The organism is Pseudomonas sp. A0308 (assembly GCF_044218815.1).
Taxonomy (GTDB): domain Bacteria; phylum Pseudomonadota; class Gammaproteobacteria; order Pseudomonadales; family Pseudomonadaceae; genus Aquipseudomonas; species Aquipseudomonas iridis.
On record NZ_CP162581.1, the window covers coordinates 358,945 to 377,779 of the forward strand.

Annotated in this window: 16 protein-coding genes and 1 pseudogene; 10 read left to right on the forward strand and 7 right to left on the reverse strand. The window is 56.8% G+C overall.

Annotated elements, in window-relative coordinates; translation table 11 throughout:
* Nucleotides 1–22: 22 nt before the first annotated feature.
* Nucleotides 23–1,177, reverse strand: a complete 1,155-nt coding sequence (locus tag AB4P92_RS01680) for a PQQ-dependent sugar dehydrogenase (protein WP_395598723.1) — start codon at nt 1,175–1,177, stop codon at nt 23–25.
* Between the two features lie 51 nt (nt 1,178–1,228).
* Nucleotides 1,229–1,549 (reverse strand): hypothetical protein, encoded by a 321-nt coding sequence (locus AB4P92_RS01685; protein WP_042559068.1) that lies wholly within the window; start codon nt 1,547–1,549, stop codon nt 1,229–1,231.
* Between the two features lie 189 nt (nt 1,550–1,738).
* On the opposite strand from AB4P92_RS01685, the gene AB4P92_RS01690 reads away from it, so the two are divergent.
* Entirely contained in the window at nt 1,739–2,599 is an 861-nt protein-coding gene (locus tag AB4P92_RS01690; protein WP_395598724.1) for a Ku protein, read from the forward strand.
* Between the two features lie 144 nt (nt 2,600–2,743).
* Here AB4P92_RS01690 and lpxO read toward each other — a convergent pair whose 3' ends face one another.
* Both lpxO and AB4P92_RS01700 read right to left on the reverse strand, forming a co-directional pair.
* Nucleotides 2,744–3,643 (reverse strand): lipid A hydroxylase LpxO, encoded by a 900-nt coding sequence (gene lpxO, locus AB4P92_RS01695; protein WP_042559066.1) that lies wholly within the window; start codon nt 3,641–3,643, stop codon nt 2,744–2,746.
* Between the two features lie 1,067 nt (nt 3,644–4,710).
* On the reverse strand, nt 4,711–5,454 hold the full coding sequence (locus AB4P92_RS01700) for an abortive infection family protein (RefSeq protein WP_395598725.1): 744 nt from the start codon (nt 5,452–5,454) through the stop codon (nt 4,711–4,713).
* A gap of 433 nt (nt 5,455–5,887) precedes the next feature.
* On the opposite strand from AB4P92_RS01700, the gene AB4P92_RS01705 reads away from it, so the two are divergent.
* The 4 genes and pseudogenes from AB4P92_RS01705 (at nt 5,888) to AB4P92_RS01720 (ending at nt 10,511) form a co-directional block, all read left to right on the forward strand.
* The gene (locus AB4P92_RS01705; protein WP_395598726.1) at nt 5,888–8,719 is read left to right on the forward strand and encodes a TrlF family AAA-like ATPase; all 2,832 of its coding nucleotides are present in this window, start codon (nt 5,888–5,890) and stop codon (nt 8,717–8,719) included.
* Between the two features lie 70 nt (nt 8,720–8,789).
* Nucleotides 8,790–9,080: pseudogene (locus AB4P92_RS01710) on the forward strand (sensor histidine kinase); the annotation flags it as partial.
* 331 nt (nt 9,081–9,411) lie between these two features.
* Nucleotides 9,412–9,843 carry a VOC family protein gene (locus tag AB4P92_RS01715; protein WP_259494375.1) on the forward strand — a complete coding sequence of 144 codons (432 nt, stop codon included), beginning with the start codon at nt 9,412–9,414 and terminating at the stop codon, nt 9,841–9,843.
* 179 nt (nt 9,844–10,022) lie between these two features.
* Nucleotides 10,023–10,511 carry an AAA family ATPase gene (locus AB4P92_RS01720; protein ID WP_395598727.1) on the forward strand — a complete coding sequence of 163 codons (489 nt, stop codon included), beginning with the start codon at nt 10,023–10,025 and terminating at the stop codon, nt 10,509–10,511.
* A 92-nt stretch (nt 10,512–10,603) separates the two neighbouring features.
* On the opposite strand, the gene AB4P92_RS01725 is transcribed toward AB4P92_RS01720, so the two are convergent.
* On the reverse strand, nt 10,604–11,692 hold the full coding sequence (locus AB4P92_RS01725) for an FAD-binding oxidoreductase (RefSeq protein WP_261735364.1): 1,089 nt from the start codon (nt 11,690–11,692) through the stop codon (nt 10,604–10,606).
* A 216-nt stretch (nt 11,693–11,908) separates the two neighbouring features.
* Between AB4P92_RS01725 and AB4P92_RS01730 the strand changes: the two genes are divergently transcribed.
* The gene (locus AB4P92_RS01730) at nt 11,909–12,277 is read left to right on the forward strand and encodes a hypothetical protein (RefSeq protein WP_080963927.1); all 369 of its coding nucleotides are present in this window, start codon (nt 11,909–11,911) and stop codon (nt 12,275–12,277) included.
* A 359-nt stretch (nt 12,278–12,636) separates the two neighbouring features.
* On the opposite strand, the gene AB4P92_RS01735 is transcribed toward AB4P92_RS01730, so the two are convergent.
* Both AB4P92_RS01735 and AB4P92_RS01740 read right to left on the reverse strand, forming a co-directional pair.
* On the reverse strand, nt 12,637–13,980 hold the full coding sequence (locus AB4P92_RS01735; protein WP_395598728.1) for a sensor histidine kinase: 1,344 nt from the start codon (nt 13,978–13,980) through the stop codon (nt 12,637–12,639).
* The gene (locus AB4P92_RS01740; protein ID WP_395598729.1) at nt 13,977–14,636 is read right to left on the reverse strand and encodes a response regulator transcription factor; all 660 of its coding nucleotides are present in this window, start codon (nt 14,634–14,636) and stop codon (nt 13,977–13,979) included. The genes AB4P92_RS01735 and AB4P92_RS01740 overlap by 4 nt, the downstream gene beginning before the upstream one ends.
* A 132-nt stretch (nt 14,637–14,768) precedes the next feature.
* Here AB4P92_RS01740 and AB4P92_RS01745 point away from each other — a divergent pair, with 132 nt between their 5' ends.
* From AB4P92_RS01745 to AB4P92_RS01760, 4 genes are all read left to right on the forward strand, one after another.
* On the forward strand, nt 14,769–15,092 hold the full coding sequence (locus AB4P92_RS01745; protein WP_010459356.1) for a PepSY domain-containing protein: 324 nt from the start codon (nt 14,769–14,771) through the stop codon (nt 15,090–15,092).
* A gap of 92 nt (nt 15,093–15,184) precedes the next feature.
* On the forward strand, nt 15,185–15,655 hold the full coding sequence (locus AB4P92_RS01750; RefSeq protein ID WP_395598730.1) for a DUF2271 domain-containing protein: 471 nt from the start codon (nt 15,185–15,187) through the stop codon (nt 15,653–15,655).
* 25 nt (nt 15,656–15,680) lie between these two features.
* Nucleotides 15,681–17,861 (forward strand): PepSY domain-containing protein, encoded by a 2,181-nt coding sequence (locus AB4P92_RS01755; RefSeq protein WP_395598731.1) that lies wholly within the window; start codon nt 15,681–15,683, stop codon nt 17,859–17,861.
* Nucleotides 17,845–18,822: an FAD:protein FMN transferase gene (locus tag AB4P92_RS01760; RefSeq protein WP_261735358.1), complete on the forward strand. Its 978-nt coding sequence runs from the start codon at nt 17,845–17,847 to the stop codon at nt 18,820–18,822. Before AB4P92_RS01755 ends, AB4P92_RS01760 begins: the two co-directional genes overlap by 17 nt.
* Nucleotides 18,823–18,835: the final 13 nt, after the last annotated feature.

Below are 18,835 nucleotides of genomic sequence, written 5' to 3' on the forward strand. Positions count from 1 at the left end.
AGCTCCTACAGGGGCATGAGTCTTAGAGATCGGGTTTCAGGCCGATCTTATAGAGCGAACCGTTCTCCTCATCCGTCAGCACATACAAGTACCCATCCGGTCCCTGCCGCACGTCTCGAATGCGCTGTTTCAGCTCACCCAACAAGCGCTCCTCATGCACGACCTTGTCGCCATCGAACTGCAAGCGAATCAACTCCTGACTCACCAGCGCGCCGATAAACAGATTTTTCTGCCAGGGTTTGAAGCGATCGCCATCGTAAAACGCCATGCCCGTGACGCCCGGTGATCTCTCCCACACATGGCGCGGATCGACGCCCCCTTCGACGCTTTTGCCTTTGGCTTCAGGAATCGGCAGCAGCGAATAGTTGATGCCGTGGGTCGCCAGCGGCCAACCGTAGTTTTTCCCGCGTTCGATGATATTCACCTCATCACCGCCGCGCGGGCCGTGTTCGTTTTCCCAGACGGTGCCGTTCCACGGGTTAAGTGCTGCACCCTGCGGGTTGCGAATGCCGTAAGCCCAGATTTCCGGCCGCACGCCTGACTGCCCCACGAATGGATTGTCGTCCGGAACCTTGCCGTCCGGGTAGATCCGCACAATCTTGCCTTGCAGCTTGTCGAGATCCTGCGCGGTCGGCCGGTCGTTGTTTTCACCCAGGGTGATGAACAGATAACCATCGCGATCAAACACCAGCCGAGAACCGAAGTGGTTGCCGGTGGAGAGCTTTGGTTCCTGACGGAAAATCACTTTGAAATCTTTCAGCGTTTTCAAGTCATCCGACAGGTAACCCCGTCCCACCGCTGTGCCTGCCTTGTCCCCAGCGCCGCCACCTTCGGCATAGGACAGGTAAACCAGTCGGTTCTGTTTAAAGTCGGGTGACAACACGACATCCAGCAAACCGCCCTGCCCCTTGGCCCATACTTGCGGCACGCCGCTTAGAGGAGCCGATAGCTTGCCGTCCGCACCCACCACGCGCAGATTGCCCGGTCGTTCGGTCACCAGCATTCCTTGGCGATCCGGCAGGAAGGCCAGCGACCATGGATGCTCAAGCCCTTGGGCAATTGTTGTGACTTCGAGAGTGCCTTGCTCGCTTTGCAGCTCTTTGGGGGCAGCGGCGAATGCCGGAGCACTGATCAGAGCGCCGGCGCACAGGCTGGCCAGAAGGGTTTTACGCAACATGCACGATTCCTTTTGTCGTATCAAAGTCTGGCAGAGCGTTTTACCTGCCGTTTAACGTTGAGTGTCGGTGCTTCGCGAGGGTGGGTTTGGAATGAATGTAGGTGGCTTGGCCGGCGCTGAACGGATCGGCTGGCCATTGCCAATGCCCCGGTTATCGAGGGTTGGCGGACGCGGCACGGGAACGGTGCTTGGTCCACGGATGGGCGGCGCACTGGGCTGGGTGCCCTGCATGCTGTTGGGATTCGCCCGGCGAATCGGACTGTTATAGGGATTGTTGCTGTTGCCGGTCGGGCTCTGCGCCAGCACAACGTCCGCATGAACCAGACCGCCACTGAGTGTCAGGACGGCGATGCCAATCAGAAATCGGTTCATGGGTCAGCCTCTCGATGTGCTTGGTATAGAGCCTTCGAGTCCACGCTACGCTTCAGGTTCGGATTTGTTAACCCGTCGGCGTTAAACAACATGTAACACGGCTTGACCGAAGCCAATTGAAAATGCGCATTCTCTGGAAACTTTCGCGCCGGGCTTCAGGTCACCTGATCATCACTCGGAGAACTCACCATGGCTCGGGCAATCTGGAAAGGCGCGATCAGCTTCGGACTGGTCCATATCCCTGTCGCGCTGGTTTCAGCGACCTCATCCCAAGGCGTGGACTTTGACTGGCTCGACAGTCGCAGCATGGACCCGGTGGGCTACAAGCGCGTCAACAAGGTGACCGGCAAGGAAGTTACCAAGGAAAACATCGTCAAAGGTGTGGCCTACGAAAAGGGTCGTTATGTGGTGCTCAGCGAAGAGGAAATCCGCTCCGCGCACCCGGTTTCGACCCAGACCATCGACATCTTTTCCTTCGTCGACGCCGAGCAGATCCCGTTGCAGAACATCGATACGCCCTACTACCTGGCGCCGGACAAGCGCGGTGGCAAGGTGTACGCGCTGTTGCGTGAAACGTTAAGCAAAACCAACAAGGTTGCGCTCGCCCGCGTCGTCTTGCACACGCGCCAGTATCTGGCGGCGGTGATGCCGCTGGAGTCAGCGCTGGTGCTGGTGAAATTGCGCTGGCCCCAGGAAGTACGCGGCCTCGATCAGTTGGAACTGGGCAGTGAAGTGACCAAGCCTCAGCTTGCCAAAGGTGAGTTGGACATGGCCAAACGTCTTGTCGAGGACATGAGCGGGGACTGGAGCCCCGAGGATTACAAAGACGAGTTCGAAGACAAGATCATGGCGCTGGTGGAGAAAAAGGCCCATAAGGGCGAGATCGAGGATGTCGAGACGGTGGGTGGCGAGGAACAGCGCAAGACTGCCGATGTTATCGACCTGACCGAGCTGCTTAAACGTAGCCTGGGTGGAAAGGCCTCCGCCAAGCCGAAGGCCAAAACGGCGAGCAAGTCAACGCCAGCGAAGAAGGCTAAAAAAGCCTCTTGAATCATCGGGTGAATCTCAGGGCCTTATCGCTGGCAAGCCAGCTCCCACAGGTTTTAGCGGTGTAAATGCGATTGAAGCATCACACCTGCCATTGTGGGAGCTGGTTTGCCAGCGATGGCGTCAGGACAGTCACAGCAATAATGTTCAGATCAGAATAAAGATCGCCAGCAAACCACCAAAGATCGCCCACTTTTCCATGTAGTACCGAGCACGATTACGCTTTTTCAGCTCTTTGCCACGCAACCTGATCTTGTAGATTTTGGTAAACAAACGGTTGATCCCTCCGGTACGGTCGCCCGCATCGTTGGGCGCACCGGCGGCGGACATTACCGTACGGCTGAACCAGGCATTGAACGCTGCAGCCCAGCGATACTTCATTGGACGCTCAATGTCGCAGAACAGGATGATGCGGTTCTTGTCGGTGGTGTTTTCCGCGTAATGGATGAAGGTTTCATCGAACATCACCGCTTCACCGTCACGCCAGTGGTAGCTCTCACCGTCGACGTTGATGTAGCAACCCGCATCGTTAGGCGTGTCCAGGCCCAAGTGGTAACGATAGGAGCCGGCGTACGGGTCGCGATGGCGTACCAGTTTCGAACCTGGCGGCAGTTCGGCGAACATAGCAGCCTTGATCGAGCCGATGCTCTGAACCAGTTCCGTGGTGCGCGGGCACAGCTTCATGGCCGACGGATGGCTCTCGCCGTACCACTTGAGGTAGAAACGCTTCCAGCCGCTTTTGAAGAACGAGTTGAAACCGACGTCGTCGTATTGGTTCGAACGCTTGATCTCCCCCGCGCGCAGCAGGTTCTGGCCTTCTTCGCGGATTTCTTCCCAATGCGCCTGCAACGGGCTCAGGTCGGGAAATTCAGCCGGATCAAGGTAAGGCTTGTTCGGCTTTTTCGAGAACAGGTAGAGAAAGCAGTTGATCGGTGCCAGAAACGTCGAATGATCGCTCAGTTGCCGACCCAGTTTGTGGCGCACACGGCCACGCAAGTGAACGTATGCAATGGAAATGACATAAATAGCAGCAATGATGAGTTTCACGGAATTCGTCACACGTCAGAAGTTAACAAACTGCGCGCCTGTCGGCCTGAGGCCCAGCGTCTTATGCAGTGGTCTGAGTACAAAATGGCACGTCCTTGAGCCCGCGCCGCTGTAGGGCGGTGGGTGAATGGATGGCATTTTAGCCACACTTTGTAACCGATAGTGAACCTTCATCTGTGAAAAACTGTCTCGCGATTGTGCCAATCGGCACCCGCGACGTCTTCGCCCTATCGTTTAAAGAGCCAGACCAGTACAATCGCCGCCAAACTTTACGCGCCCCCTTGGTTGATGCCGGGAACTCCCGCCTCAGCGCACCTTGACTCGGGCCAAGCGCTACAGCCGCACCCTCGCTATTCAGAATGCTTCGCAGGAAAAACTCTTGATCTCTACAGCTAACATCACGATGCGATCTAAGATGCATCGTGATGCGGCCAAAAGCGCAATAAAATCAGTCGGTTAGCGCGCACGAGATCGCACCAGAATACGCCATTTAGCAGCTGATGGTATCAAAATTGGTATCAGCTTTAGTCCTGCAAGCTTCCGATATGCCAGCTGCTGGGTAAGCAGCCCTTCCCTGGGCGCTTCTTCGCAAGCATTTTGATCAAAGCTAGCCCACCAAAGATTAAATTGAGCATGTCCTACAAAACACGGGATTTTAAGTCCATAACTTTTTACTTCTAATTCAGAAGCTTACGGCCAGCATTTTTCCGCATCACCGAAATTTTCCCTCCGTTCCAAGACAGCAAAACCAGCACCTGAAAATAAATTGCGGAAAGAAATCGGGCTGTAGGATCACGCATTTTAAGACAACTCAGATGCACGTCAGTAGCCAGACAGCCAAGGAATGGTAGACCAGCCCTGGGCGGACCGGCTTCCACGGCCACAAAAAAAGGCTCCCATACCAGGGCCAGGTGTGGGGGCCGATTGAACATAGGGCGGAATTCAATGAACAGGTCATTAAGGCCGCTATCGGCCAGGAGCGGACGTTTTTGAGTTGTCGGTACTAGGTAGATTTGACCATCCATTTGTACTGAATTTGATCCGCCCCTTATTGAGCGATACCACACTCAATCCCCGTTCTTCGCCTCCCATGTGGCAAGCAGGAAAAGCGCAGTTGAGCCCGCCAGATTCACTGCCAGTTCTGCATGCCGTGGAGCAGCCTTCACCCCGCCTTTTCCTTTTCCGTGAGCATCGCTTAGACGATTCCGAAGCGCGCCTAACCCTTCTACAACTGCTGTACATCCTCCAAGGATTTGCTTGAACACGACCTCTTCATGCTGTGCCTTCGTCAGATTTAAAAGCGTAGCTGTTTGTTTGTAGAGCTTGTTCAGATCAGGAGTCGTCTCATGGTCGCTCGTTCCGGCTTCGTCAAGAATGTGTTTGCATACCGATTCTAGGAGCGTACGAGCCATGGTGATAGCTCCCTCGGGGTCAGTTGAGCGCCTTTCAAGTGCCTTTGTCCAAGCGATCCGAACGTGCTCAGCATCAATGCGGTCCAGCGCCTCCGAGACAACGATATCCGAAGGGTGCTCCCCACCCGATTCAGCAAAGTCGACGAGCGCCCTAAAATCATCCCAGATGAACTTCCTACGCTCTGCGTAGCTTGGGAATTTCGGCTGGATGAACCCCCAAAACTGATCCAAGTTCCTGTAACGACGCACCCACGCGGGCACCAGCGAGGCCACACGAGGGTCATCAAGAACGCTTTGCCGGTAAAGAGGGTAATCCCGCTCATCATCGTCGTTTCCATTCCCGGTGGCACGATTGATGTAGATCGATTGCAAGCCTTCAACGTCATCAATGAGAGCCATGGCTTCCCTACCTTCGTAGCCTGTATACCAAACAGTTATACCAGCTCACGATTGCCTGTGAACCTAGCTCGTAACGGCATTTCTGCGCGGGCGCCTTCGGGGGCGGAGCTTTCGCACAATCTCAGATCCGCTACTCACCATATGGCTGAATGACTGCATTTGGCCGTTCGTTGCCCCTCAAGACCGGCTGAAAACGGCCAGAAGCGGACAGTCTCACTGGGACTAGATTGGTATCCCTGAGGCTCGAAAGCATCTATGAAACTCGGGGCCATTCAAAATTCACATCACTTACTCATTTCGAGAGCTTCCTCCCCCCCCCTCGATCACTAGCCGAATCGGGCCAGTGAGCGATACTGTTGGCACAGTCCCACCCATGAATGGACTAAGCGCCATTGCGTAACAAGACGGTGAGGATGGCCAACAAGGAGAGAATATGAGTCAGGCTTGGCGATACGCTGGCGCCCGCTGGTGGAAATTCGATTTTCACACTCACACCCCGGCATCAAAGGATACGAATGCTTGGCAAGCCGCGATTGGTACCGTCGATGAGTTGACGCCGCAAAAATGGTTGCTCAAGTACATGGCTGCTGAGATCGACTGTGTGGCAGTCACCGATCACAACAGCGGTGAATGGGTGGATGGGCTTAAGGCCGCCTACTCGGACATGAAGCGTGAAGCAAATGCCGGGAGTCCACCTGAGGGATTTCGCGAACTCCATTTATTCCCTGGCGTTGAGATTTCTGTTCAGGGCGGCTTCCACTTGCTCGCCATTTTCGACCCATCTGCCTCCAGCCAAACCGTCAGTGATTTGCTGGCGAAAGTGCATTACGCGGGAACGCGTGGGGATAGCGACGGTGTGACACGTGAGGGCGCTGCTAAGGTGATCGAGCATGTCATTGCCGAGGGCGGATTAGCGATTCCTGCTCATGTGGAGGGTGACAAGGGCCTACTGCAGGTTGAGCAGGGAACCCGAAAATGTTTGCTCGATACGAACACCGTCAAGCAAGTTCTAGAGGAACCGGGCATTTTGGCCATGGAGTGGACCTCAGGAAGCAGTTCACCTCCCATAGTGCTTGAAGAACTGAAGCTTCTCTTCGCCAGTGTGGTTGGTAGTGATTGCCACAGTTTCCAAGGGACGGCGGTTCCTGGCTCGCGCTTCACCTGGATCAAAATGGCCAAACCCAACATGGAAGGTCTGCGCCTCGCGCTACTGGACGGGCAAGAGGTTTCAGTACGCCGTAGCGACCAAAGCGCTGGCTTCGCACCATTCACTACCCCCGATCACTTCATCGAATCTATTGAAATTCGAAATGCACGCTACATGGGGCGTGGAAAAAATAGTGCATCTCTCCCCCTCAATCCATATTTTAATGCGCTGATCGGCGGTCGAGGAACAGGGAAATCAACCATCGTGCACGCCCTTCGCTTGGCTTATCGGAGGGAAAGGGAACTGTCGCAGGCTTCCGAGGCTGGACAGACCTTCAATAAATTCAACGCTGTCGGGAAGACTAAAAACGACAACGGCGGCTTACTCGACGACACGGAGATCCGTGTGCAGGTTCTTCGCAATGGCTCGCCCTATCGCCTTACTTGGCGAAAGGATGACACCGAGAACATTGTGGAAGAATGGGACATCCTATCTACTGATTTCATACCCTCTGACAGCCAGGTCATCAATGAGCAGCGCTTTCCTGTAAGGCTGTTTAGTCAGGGGCAAATTGCTGCCTTGGCCGGCGACAGTCAGCAGGCTTTACTGAAAGTGATCGATGATGCCGCTGACACGCGACCGCAAAGAAACGCACTTGAAGACGCAAAAAGCGCATTTCTGGCTTCCCGGGCAAGAATGCGCGAAATGGAAGGGAAGTTATCAGCCCTCGAATCCTTAACGCTCGCACTGCAAGACATAAAGCGAAAACTTGAACGGTTCGAAGGCCTCGATCACACGGTTGTGTTGAAAAACTACCAACGCACCAGCCAACAGAATCGGGAGCTTGAACGTCAATTTCAGGCGGTGACCAAGCTTGTTACAGAACTGGAAAATGTCGCTGCCACTTTGCTGCCTGACGACCTGCAAGCAGGGCTATTTGATGCCGATGATGACAGTCCCGCTCTGGCCTCCATTCAGGCCTTGAACGAGGTTATCGGCAATGTAAGACAGGACATCGAGACTTCCGCTACCGAATTGGCAATGTTTGGGCAAGCGCTGAAAACAGACCTTGAGTCATCGCCTTGGTTTACCCGAATCGCAACTGCTAGAGAAGCCTACCACCAGCTAAAGGAGAGTCTTCAGCAGCAGGGGGTCAACGATCCCAGCGAGTACGGCCGCTTGGTCCAAGAAGATCAGCGACTGGATACCGAGTTGAGGAACTTGAACGCGTTGAAGTCGCAACATGCTGAGCTGCGCAACACTGCGATGTCACAGCTGGAGCAAATCCAGTTGGCACGCCGGGCAATCAGTCATCGACGCAGCGAATTCCTCCAGGCCACCCTACATGACAACCTCTACGTAAGGATTGAGCTCGTTCCCTATAGCCGCGATACGCGGGGGATCGAGCGATCATTGCGCGAAGCGCTGGGTGTGGGAGACGGCAAATACGCGGATGACTTGTATCAGGAGCAGGAAGGTTCGACTCCTAAGGGGCTCATAGCAGATCTCATGGTGGCAGACGAGTTGCTCGGGGACACGCCCAGTTTCGAAGAATTGCTGAAGATTTTGAGGACGCGATTATCCCAGGCCTGCCGTGGCAAACCAGAATTTGGGAGTTGGTTCAATAAATATTTGAAAAGTGAAACGGACAGACGACCTGAATACATGGACCACCTGCTGTGCTGGTTCCCTGAGGATGGTCTACAGGTTGAATATAGTCGCAAAGGCAACGGACGGGACTTCCAATCTATCGGTCAGGCCTCTGCGGGTCAGCGCGCAGCTGCCATGCTGGCTTTTCTGCTAGCGCATGGAGGTGAGCCTTTGGTTCTCGACCAGCCCGAGGATGACCTGGACAATCATCTTATCTATGGACTGGTCGTTCAGCAGATTCGCTCTAACAAGCAGCGCCGACAGCTAATCATCGTCACTCATAATCCCAACATCGTAGTAAATGGAGATGCTGAGCTGATTCATGTGCTGGATTTTAACAACCAGTGTCATGTGAAGCAGACTGGCTCACTACAGGAGCAGGACATGCGGCAAGAGGTTTGCCAGGTGATGGAGGGAGGCTCGGAGGCGTTTGAGCGCCGCTACCAGCGTTTGGGAGGGGAGTTCTGATTAGGGTCTTGGACGCCGACGTAAAGTGTGAACGGCCAGAAAAAATTGAGCCCATGGTGCGGTCAGGCATGGTGACCCATTGCAACCTATCCATGTGACCTTGTCTCAAGCTGACAATTGGACAGTCTTCAGCGTGCAGAATCGCGGCGAACTTATACCTGCCAGCGCAATGCTGCACCTTTTCAATCCCCAGGTCCGTTACTCAAACTATGCAGCAACTGAAAAAGGATCGACCGCCGGCTTGGGGATGGGTCAGTTCAACGCGTCGGAGATAGTGACCGCCCACGGAGGAAAAATTGGGGTGGTTTCCACACCTGAGCAAGGCACCATCTTTAAGGTTCAGATCCCGATCGGCCAGTGATCCAATCTCACATGCTCTAGAGTGGAGCTCGTCACGGTCTACACTCAAGTTCGACCCTCGTGACCCCTTCATATCCGCCTCCCCTTGGCGGGTTTTTTAACGAGTATCACATCCAGTCTTTACAAATAACGCTCACTCGCATGAAAGCAAATGGCGATAACCGACGCTTACGACTGACCGCTTTCGGCCAAAAGCTGCCACTCAGCGCGACTCGATAATTCCAACCCGAACATGCATCATCAGGCCGCCACGATCCCGTCGTGGCATCGAAGCCATAAGTGCAGAACCTGCCCGCCTGCACGAATTAGCCTTTTGAAATGGAAGTCATCTCATGTTCGAACGTAACAAGCTGGTTCCGGAGTTAATGGTCACCAACCTGGATAGCAGCCTGGCTTTTTGGGTTTCTTGCTTGGGGCTCAAAATAGCTTATCAACGTCCGGAAGACGGATTTGCATACCTTGATTTGAACGGTGCTCAAGTAATGCTTGAGCAGATTGATTCGGACGCGGGGCAATGGCTGACTGCGCCGTTGACTAAGCCGTTTGGAAGGGGCATCAACCTACAGATTGATGTTGAGGCTGTCGCACCCATCATCCAAAAACTTGATCTGGCTGGATTTCCACTCTATCGAGAATGCAAAGACACTTGGTATCGGGCAGATAATGTAGAAGTAGGCCAGCGCGAATTCATCGTCCAGGATCCCGACGGCTATCTTGTAAGGTTGGTAGAGCGGTTGGGGGAGAGACCGGCTTGCTCAATCTGAAACTGGGCAAAGCCTACCGTCAGCTTTGTGCCGGTGCAGCCCTTCACGACAGGCAGCATCCGGCCAATACCGGACGTTCATGTCGACCGCTTCCGCCCCAAAGCTGACAGTGGACGATCTGCGGTTGCTTCGACGCTTTTCAATGAGCATCATCAGTACTCGACAAGGAGACGTCCCCCATGACTCAACCAATGCTTCATTTGATGTCAGGCAAGATTGCATCCGGCAAGTCGACGCTGGCCAAGTCCTTGGCTTCTGAACGGTCGGCTATTCTGATGAGTGAGGATTATTGGCTCTCAAGGCTTTATCCTGACCAGATCCATTCAGTGGCCGATTATGTGCGGCTTGCACGTCAGATTCGGGCATTGGTGGGCCCGCTTGTCACCGATGTGCTGAAGGCTGGCGTGACTGTGATTTTGGATTTCCCGGCCAACACTCCAGAGGATCGGCAATGGTTATGCGGTCTGGCTGACGCAGCCGAAATTCCCCACTGTTTCCACTACATCGAAGTGGATGATGAGACCTCCTGTCGGGGCCGGCTACATCAGCGCAATGGCCGCGCAGAGCATGAGTTTGCAGCAAGCGACGCTGAGTTCGATTTGATCACGAGCTACTTTCGTGCTCCGGATGCAGATGAGGGAATCCAGATTAAAATTCACCGCTTCTGAAGGGCAGTGATGCCTGAGCAAATTATCTAAAAAGTCCGCTTTTGGCCGATAGGAGTCGTTTCCGAGCGTTTGCTCATTGGCCGATTTCTGCCTCACAAGAGAATTCCCTCCGCTTGCAAAAATCGATCGGGCCGGCATGCGCAAAGGACACTGGACACCTTGTCATCGATGATCTCCTCGCTGGCCAGACGTCCCACGGTCGCCGCCAAAGTAATTCCAGGATGCATTGCACAAACGTAGACGCCACCCACTTTGGGTAGATAACCAATGATGGGGATGCCATCGGCAGGCATGGGCCTGAGTCCGACACAAGCCCGCTCCGGATCTATAGAAATAACACCATGGAGTTCGTTCTGGATCGTCTTGGCAGTTCGAAGCGCTATCGCTGCCGGCTGATTTTCCACGGCGTCGTCCAGGTAATCCTCTGCTGCCAGCAACGCACCATCCGAACTTTGCCTCACTTCCATTTCAGGGCTGGAGATGAGGGTGTGCACGAGGTTGGGTTGTGACTTGTAACGGATGAAAATGGCGGGAGATGCCTCTATTGGCAGGGACACTCCAAGCATGTCTGCCAGCTTCGTGATGCCTGTCCCGGCTGCCAGTACGACAATATCGGCATCGAGGATGCCTATTGTAGTTTCGACTCCAGTCATCCTTGCACTCTGGCTTACAAAACCGAGCACTCGCGTCCGAGTGAGAATCTTCGCCCCATGCGCCTGGGCACCTGCGATCAACGCATGCGTAGCTGCTACTGCGTCCAGCGCTCCTTCTTCAGCCGCATAAAGAGCAGACTGGGGAGGGTTCTTGAGATTTGGTTCCAAGTCGAGAATCTGCGATCGAGACACCAGGTTTGCCGAAGCTTGGTGACCTGAGGTTGGCAGCGCTTCAATCGCCATCACGCTGTAAGACAAGGCGCCTGTCCATCTTATCTCCAGACCTGGCAGCTGGGTTTCGAGTCGACGGTACTCCTTGATGGCAGAACCGCGCAGTTGCGCGATTGGGTCGGGTTCGGGGTGTGAGGCATTGAGCCAAGCGAATGAGCTGCCAGTCACTCCCGAAGCTATATCTTCAGCTTCTACCAAAGTGACATTCGCGCCTTTACCTGCCAAGTGATACGCCAATGACGCGCCAACGATGCCTGCACCAATGACAACGACTCGTTTGCCCTGACCATCTCCCATATCAACCTCCGTTTTGTTGATGTGCGGATGGTACGACAGCTGGATGATTTCATTACATGAGAACCTGATCGTTCAGGACGCTTTCTGAGTGTCTGCTACTGGCCGAATACGGTAGCCTGGTACGGCAGGTTTCGGCTAGAAGCGCACTCGACAGTTAGCCGCTGATGTCTCTACGCTGATCGATCTGGTGAAAGCACACCACTAAAAGGAGCAGTCATGTTGGTAGTTGCCATTGATCGAGATAGCGTTCATGCGGGAGATGATCTGGAAAGTCATGCAATATCGGTCACACTCGATCAATCAGCAACACTGCGTACCTTGATCGAAGTGATACAAGATATGGACTACCTACCTCGTATCAGTGGAGGCAAGGCCACTTGGGTTGTTTATTCATCTGGCAAACCATTAGGTGTTTTAGCCCAGCAATGGCCAGAACCTAGATGGGTCGTGCGCCCCGAGAGCATCGTGGATCAATATTTCGGAAATATCGAGCCTCGCCTACTTTTCAGATATTGGTGTCAGGCAGATCCAGATGAGGTCTTTTCGGATGCCCAGGCCGGAAATGAACTGCCATCACGATTTTAGGATGGGCAGGAGGCATTGCTTTAGATCAATGCGGTTCAGATTACTGCTGTGGGTCGATAGCTGCCTCCCGTGAACGACCGCTTTTGCCCGTTAGCGGCCGTTCTGAGGAACATTGCAGGCAATCAAAGCGGAACACTGCGGCTCATGACTCATTGAAGTTCGACCTCGACACACCTGGGGATGTGGATGTCTTCAACGGACAGCTTTCGGCCCAGAGTGTGCAAAAACGCTTCGCCAAAATTGAAATGTGCGCACCTACGTTAAATCTGAAATTTATCGGCACGTCAGCAAATGTGGATTTGGTTCGGCTCACACCTGCGGCATATCACACAACGGATAGCTACTGTCCGGCACCACCCTCAATCGTCGGCAGTTGAGGCAAGCGCAAACCAGACGCAGACTTCGAATCCTTGCGTTCGCCCAGTCGCCGGCGATATCAGCCGCATTTTCCCATTGACGCCCTGCGCTATGGTTTGTGCAATCGCCAATCCCAACCCTGAACCGCTGGTTTCGCTGTGCCCCCGCACAAAGCGCTCGGTTAGCTGCTGCAACACCGCATCGGGTACCGGCGGGCCACCATTGACCACCCGCAGCAGCGCCTGGTCACTGAGGCTGACTTCGACCGGTTGATCCGCGGCGCCATATTTGAGAGCGTTCTCGATCAGGTTGCGCAATAGGATGGCGAAGGCGTCCGGGTCAATCGTCGAGTACAGGCTCGTCCGGGTTGGCAGATGCAACTCGATCCGGTGCCCGCTACTCTGGTTCCACTCATCGACCACATGGGCTAGCAACGGAATAAGGTCCTGGGGCGTTTCGGACAGCAGCCCGCCCCCCTCGGCCTTGGCCAATTGCATGAGTTTTTCCGAGAGCCGCGCCAGTTCGCGCAACGAGTTTTCGATTTTAGCCGCGCGTAACCGCAACGGGCCTTCGGGCACCTCGTGGTGTAACCGCTGGATCTGCGCCAGGGTCGCGGCCAGTGGCGTGCGCAGTTCATGGGCGCTGTTGGCGGTAAAGCTGCGCTCCGCTTCCAGGGCCTTGCGTAAGCGCTCCAGCAAGTGGTTGACTGCCTCGGCCAATGGATCGATTTCTGCCGGCAGGCGAGCCACCTTGATCGGCGACAGATCCCCCACCCCACGCGCCTCGACCGCCCGACGATACGCCAACACACTGCGCAGGCTGATCCGCACGAACAACCAGGTGCCCAACAGACTGATGGGAATCAGCGCCAACAGCGGCAACAACAAGGCAAACAAAGCCTCCCGCGCGGCTTCACGGCGATGACCCAGCGGCTCGGCGATCTCAATGAACAGCGTCTCGCGTAACGCACTGGCGCCATACAAGCGGTACTTTTCAGAGGTGGAAAATCCCTCGGTCGGCTGCTTACTGAAGATCTTCGGGTTGGCGTCGTGGGACTGCATCAGGATCTTGCCGCTGGCATCGCGCACCAGGTACGTCAGGTATTCCTTGTGCATTTTCAACGTCGCAACGTGCTGCGCTTCACGGGGTTCCTCCCGGTTGCTGATTTCCAGCACGGCCAGCGGCAAGATCCGTTGCGCGGTCTCTTCCAGCGCACTGTCGAACGCCTCGTTCAATTCATGTTGCACCACCAGCCAGGCGCCAACGGTCGCGCCCAGCCACAGTAAGGTCATGCCCAGGGTCAGCCCCAGGCCGAGGCGTTTTTGCAGGCTCGAAGAAGACTTCATGCGGCCGCCAACCGGTAGCCCATGCCGCGCACGGTTTCAATCAGATCGCGCCCCAGTTTTTTACGCAGACGGCTGATGTACACCTCGATGGTATTGCTCTCGATTTCGGCACCGAAGGCATACAGCCGCTCTTCGAGCTGCGACTTGGACAACAACGCGCTGGGGCGCTGCACGAACGCTTCGAACAGCGCCCATTCGCGAGCCGTCAGGTCCACGGTGGTGCCGGCACGCTGCACAGTGCGGGCGCTCATGTCGACCTGCAAATCACCGAGTCTGATCTGCGGATTGGGGTTGCCGCTGTATCGTCGGGCCACCGCCGCCACACGGGCCGAGAGTTCAAACAGGTCGAACGGTTTGACCAGGTAATCGTCGGCCCCGGCATTGAGGCCGGCGATGCGATCGGAAATCTGATCCTTGGCCGTCAGGATAATCACCGGTGTCACGTCCCCGGCCGAGCGCTGCTGACGCAAGAAATCCAACCCGCGACCGTCCGGCAGCATCAAGTCCAGCAGGATCAGGTCGTAAGGCGTGGTGCGCACGCTGTTGCGCGCATGGTCCAGGCGCTGCACCCAATCGATGGCGTGACCGTCATCGGCGATCTGTTCGCGCACCGCTTCCCCCAGCCCTGGGGCGTCCTCGACCAATAAAACCCGCATCTGAGACCTCCTGTAGTGGTTGTCGTGCCGCACCTTAATCGCCTTACCTGACGTGAATCTGAAGATTCAGCTGGTTGTCAGGAATGCACCTTAGGGTATGCCACAGACGCCGACCTCGGCAGGAGACAGATCATGAAATCAGGTTTTATTGCCCATGCCGCGCTGTTGAGCCTGCTGCTTAGCGGTTTCGCCATGGCCGACGACGACTGCAGCGACCCGGTGAGCGACTGGCAACCGCGCGAGACTTTGCGACAGCAGGTCGAGCGGCAATACGGCTGGAGCGTGCAACGCATCAAGGTCGACGACGGTTGTTACGAACTCAAGGGTTTGGACCGCAAGGGCAACGCCATCGAAGCCAGCTACTCACCGGCCTCGCTGCGCCTGCGCACGCTCGAGATCCATTTTCGCGACGACGGCGATGCCAGGGATTATCTCGGCAGCCCGCTCACCGAATGACGCCTCACCCGTCGATGAGTTTTTCCTGTGATTCAGGTTGCTGTCAGCAAGCAGGTCCAGGCTCTCGACCTAACGATCAAAAGGACACCCTCATGAAAAAGATCATCGCAGCCACCTGTCTCGCCGGCGCCATTGCCCTGCCGGGGTTGGCCCAGGCCCGGGAAGTTACCCTGACCACCCAGCTCAAGGACTACAGCGGCAATGATGCCTACCTGGCGATCTACGTGACCGACGCCAACGGCCAATACCAGAAAACCCTGTGGGTGGCCGGCAAGAAGGCCAAGTACTACAAGCACCTGGGCGACTGGGCCCGTGGCAGCGGGATGAGCCCGAGCGAGTTTGACGGCGTCAGCGGCGCCAGTGTCGGCAGTGGGCGCACGCTCAAAGTCAGCGTCGAACTGGCAGACATCCTGATCGATGCTGGGTATCAGATCCGCATCGACAGTGCCGTCGAGGACAAGCGTGATGCCCGCGCCGATGTCAGCGTGCCCCTGACGTCCAATGGCGCAGGCCAGCCGGCGACCGGCAGCACCTATGTCGAGTCCTTTACTTACGATTTGTAGCACCTGCCCTTTCTGGAGGCTGAACATGCTTCGCCAGTCCCATTCCCTGTCCGGCCTGATCGCCGCCCTGTTGGTCATGCTGTTGGCCATCAGCGGCGCGATCCTGTCGGTCGACCCGGCGCTGGAACGCTTGCACAGCACCCCCACCGCGGCCGGGCAACTCAGCGTCGGTCAATTGGCCGGGCGTATGGCTAATCACTTCCCGGGCGTGGAGCAGATCCAGCGCACAGCTTCCGGGGCGGTCATCGTCTACTACAACCAGGACGGTCAGGCCGGGGCTGAAACGGTCGACCCACTGACTGGCGAAGGCCTCGCACCTTATGCACCCTCCGGGTTCACGCGTTGGGTGAAAGAGCTGCACCGCTCGATGTTCCTTGGCACGCCGGGCCATGGGGTGTCGGGTGTCGGCGCGTTGTTCATGCTGATGCTGTCAGTGTCCGGCGCGCTGTTGCTGGCCCGGCGCCTGGGTGGCTGGCGCAACCTGCTGCGGCCACTGCGCGGCACGTTCAACCAGCGCTGGCATTCTGAAGTCGGGCGAATGACCTTGCTCGGGCTGCTGCTGTCGGCCTTGAGCGGGCTGTATATGTCTGCCACCACCTTCGGATTTATCGCCGACGGCAGTCAGAATGAACCCGCCTTCCCCGTTCACGTCAGTGTCGGGCCGGCCTTGCCAGTGGCGAGCCTGCAAGCCTTGCAGGCCACCGACCTGAATGACCTGCGCGAGCTGGTCTACCCCAGTCCCGGCAACCCGAAGGACGTGTTTTCTCTGCGCACGGCCCAAGGCGACGGCTACGTGGATCAGGCGAGCGGCGCCTTGTTGTCCTACCAGGCCCACGACTCGATGCACAACCTCTACGAATTGATCTATCAGCTGCACACCGGTGAAGGCCTTTGGTGGCTGGGCCTGCCGCTTGGGCTCTGCGCCCTCTGTGTGCCGTTGATGAGCGTCACCGGCATCCTGTTGTGGTGGCGCCGGCGCAAGGCGAGCCCGAACATCCGCCACAACAGCCCTGCCCACTCCGCCGACAGCGTGATTCTAGTGGGCAGTGAAAACAACAGCACCTGGGACTTTGCCAAGACCTTGCATGACGCCTTGCACCTGGCCGGACACCGAGTGCATAGCGCGGCGATGAATCAATACGCCAACGATTACCGCAGCGCCCAACGCGTGATCATCCTCACCGCGACCCACGGTGACGGCGACGCGCCAGCCTCGGCTTCGCAGTTTATGTCGCGGCTGGCCAAAACCGGCCTCAAGCCCGGCCTGCCCTTTGCCGTGCTGGGCTTTGGTGACCGCCAATTTGCGCAGTTCTGTCAGTTCGCCTATCAAGTGCAGGACGCGATGTTGCAGGCCGGTGGCTCGCCGTTATTGGGGCTGGAAACCGTCAACCGCCAATCCTCTCAGGAATTTGCACGTTGGGGCCACGCGCTGGGCGACGTGCTCAAGCATGACCTGACACTGGTCCATATCCCGCAGCGGCCACAGACCCATCCATTGCTGCTGACAGAGCGCATCGTCTATGGCGAACAGGTGAACGCACCGACCCACGTCTTGCGCTTCAAGGCACCCGGTGCGCTGCCGGACTTCCTGGCCGGTGACCTGGTCGGGATTGTGCCTCCGGGCAGTCCAATCCCTCGTTTCTACTCGCTGGCCAGCGGTTCGCAGGACGGCGTGCTAGAAATCTGCGTGCGCAAACACAACGGCGGCGTGTGCTCGGAATTTCTTCATGGCCTGGACGTCGGAGCATCGATCGAAGCGTTTATCCAGCCTAACCCGCACTTTCGCCCGGCGTCGGGCACGCACCCGGTGATCTTGATCGGTGCCGGTACCGGCATCGGTCCATTGGCCGGTTTTATCCGCAACAACACGGCCCACCACCCGATGCACTTGTATTGGGGCGGGCGCAACCCGGCCTCGGACTTCCTCTACGAGCCGCAACTCAAGCAGTACCTGGCCGACCGGCGCCTGACGGCATTGCGCGCCGCCTTTTCTCAGGTTCAAGACCGCTGCTATGTGCAAGACCGGCTGATCGGAGATGCCCAGGCCCTGCGTCTACTGATTGAAAAAGGCGCCCAGGTGCTGGTGTGTGGCAGTCGCGAAATGGCCAAAGGCGTGATGCACGCCCTCGATGAGGTGTTGGCACCTCTCAACCTGACGGTGCTGACCCTCAAGGCACAAGGACGCTACCGTGAAGACGTCTACTGAGTTGCAGCGCTACAGCCTGAACGGCGAAACCATGGGCAGCCGCTACACCGCCCTGTTCTATGCCGGGGCCGGAATCGATACCGACGAAGTGGGTCGTCACTTGGCGTGCGTGGTGGCCCGGGTGGACCAGCAAATGTCCACCTGGAAACCCGACTCGGACCTCAACCGCCTCAATGCCGCCCCCGAGCAGCAATGGATTTTGGTGCCCCAGGAACTGGCAACGGTGCTGTCAGCGGGACTGCGTGTCAGTCAGCAATCCGGCGGCGCCTTCGACATTGCCGTCGGTGATCTGGTGAATGCCTGGGGGTTCGGCCCCGAAGAACCGACCGTTAGAGAACAGGCGCTCGCGACGATGCCGCCGCGCACCCGGCTGTCAGCTAGCGCCGCGTTGGTGGTCGACCCGTTACGCTATCAGGTGCGCAAACGCGCCCCGCTGCACCTTGATTTGAATGGCATCGCCAAGGGGTTTGGCGTCGATGAGTTGGCTCGTTGCCTGGAAGGTTTTGGCATCACCCGCTACCTGGTCGGCATCGATGGCGAGATGCGCGCCCGGGGTGTCAAACCCGATGGCCAGTGCTGGACCGTAGCGGTGGAAAAGCCTGACCGCGGTGTGCGTGCAGTCATGGGCGTCATGGAACTTGGCGATGCCGCGATCGCGACCTCCGGGGACTACCGACAGTGGGTCGACGTGGCCGGTCAAGCCTATGCTCATACCATGAACCCGGCCACCGGCGCGCCGCTGTGCAACCGGCTAGCCGCCGTCACCGTGGTGGCTGCTTCGTGCATGCTCGCCGATGCCTGGGCCACGGCGCTGATGGTGCTGGGTGAAACCGAAGGGCCACGTCTGGCACAGGAACGCGGGATGGACGCGCTTTTCGTGCTGCGCGACGGCCAGCACTTCAAGGAAATATCCATTGTCGGCGGCCAGTTGCAGGCGCAGATTGAAACCCGTCCGATGTGAACCGCCTAATGAC

Coding starts and splice junctions, on each gene's coding strand:
- AB4P92_RS01680 (WP_395598723.1), bottom strand. CDS start 1,177: ATGTTGCGTAAAACCCTTCTGGCCAGCCTGTGCGCCGGCGCTCTGATC.
- AB4P92_RS01685 (WP_042559068.1), bottom strand. CDS start 1,549: ATGAACCGATTTCTGATTGGCATCGCCGTCCTGACACTCAGTGGCGGT.
- AB4P92_RS01690 (WP_395598724.1), top strand. CDS start 1,739: ATGGCTCGGGCAATCTGGAAAGGCGCGATCAGCTTCGGACTGGTCCAT.
- AB4P92_RS01700 (WP_395598725.1), bottom strand. CDS start 5,454: ATGGCTCTCATTGATGACGTTGAAGGCTTGCAATCGATCTACATCAAT.
- AB4P92_RS01705 (WP_395598726.1), top strand. CDS start 5,888: ATGAGTCAGGCTTGGCGATACGCTGGCGCCCGCTGGTGGAAATTCGAT.
- AB4P92_RS01715 (WP_259494375.1), top strand. CDS start 9,412: ATGTTCGAACGTAACAAGCTGGTTCCGGAGTTAATGGTCACCAACCTG.
- AB4P92_RS01720 (WP_395598727.1), top strand. CDS start 10,023: ATGACTCAACCAATGCTTCATTTGATGTCAGGCAAGATTGCATCCGGC.
- AB4P92_RS01725 (WP_261735364.1), bottom strand. CDS start 11,692: ATGGGAGATGGTCAGGGCAAACGAGTCGTTGTCATTGGTGCAGGCATC.
- AB4P92_RS01730 (WP_080963927.1), top strand. CDS start 11,909: ATGTTGGTAGTTGCCATTGATCGAGATAGCGTTCATGCGGGAGATGAT.
- AB4P92_RS01735 (WP_395598728.1), bottom strand. CDS start 13,980: ATGAAGTCTTCTTCGAGCCTGCAAAAACGCCTCGGCCTGGGGCTGACC.
- AB4P92_RS01740 (WP_395598729.1), bottom strand. CDS start 14,636: ATGCGGGTTTTATTGGTCGAGGACGCCCCAGGGCTGGGGGAAGCGGTG.
- AB4P92_RS01745 (WP_010459356.1), top strand. CDS start 14,769: ATGAAATCAGGTTTTATTGCCCATGCCGCGCTGTTGAGCCTGCTGCTT.
- AB4P92_RS01750 (WP_395598730.1), top strand. CDS start 15,185: ATGAAAAAGATCATCGCAGCCACCTGTCTCGCCGGCGCCATTGCCCTG.
- AB4P92_RS01755 (WP_395598731.1), top strand. CDS start 15,681: ATGCTTCGCCAGTCCCATTCCCTGTCCGGCCTGATCGCCGCCCTGTTG.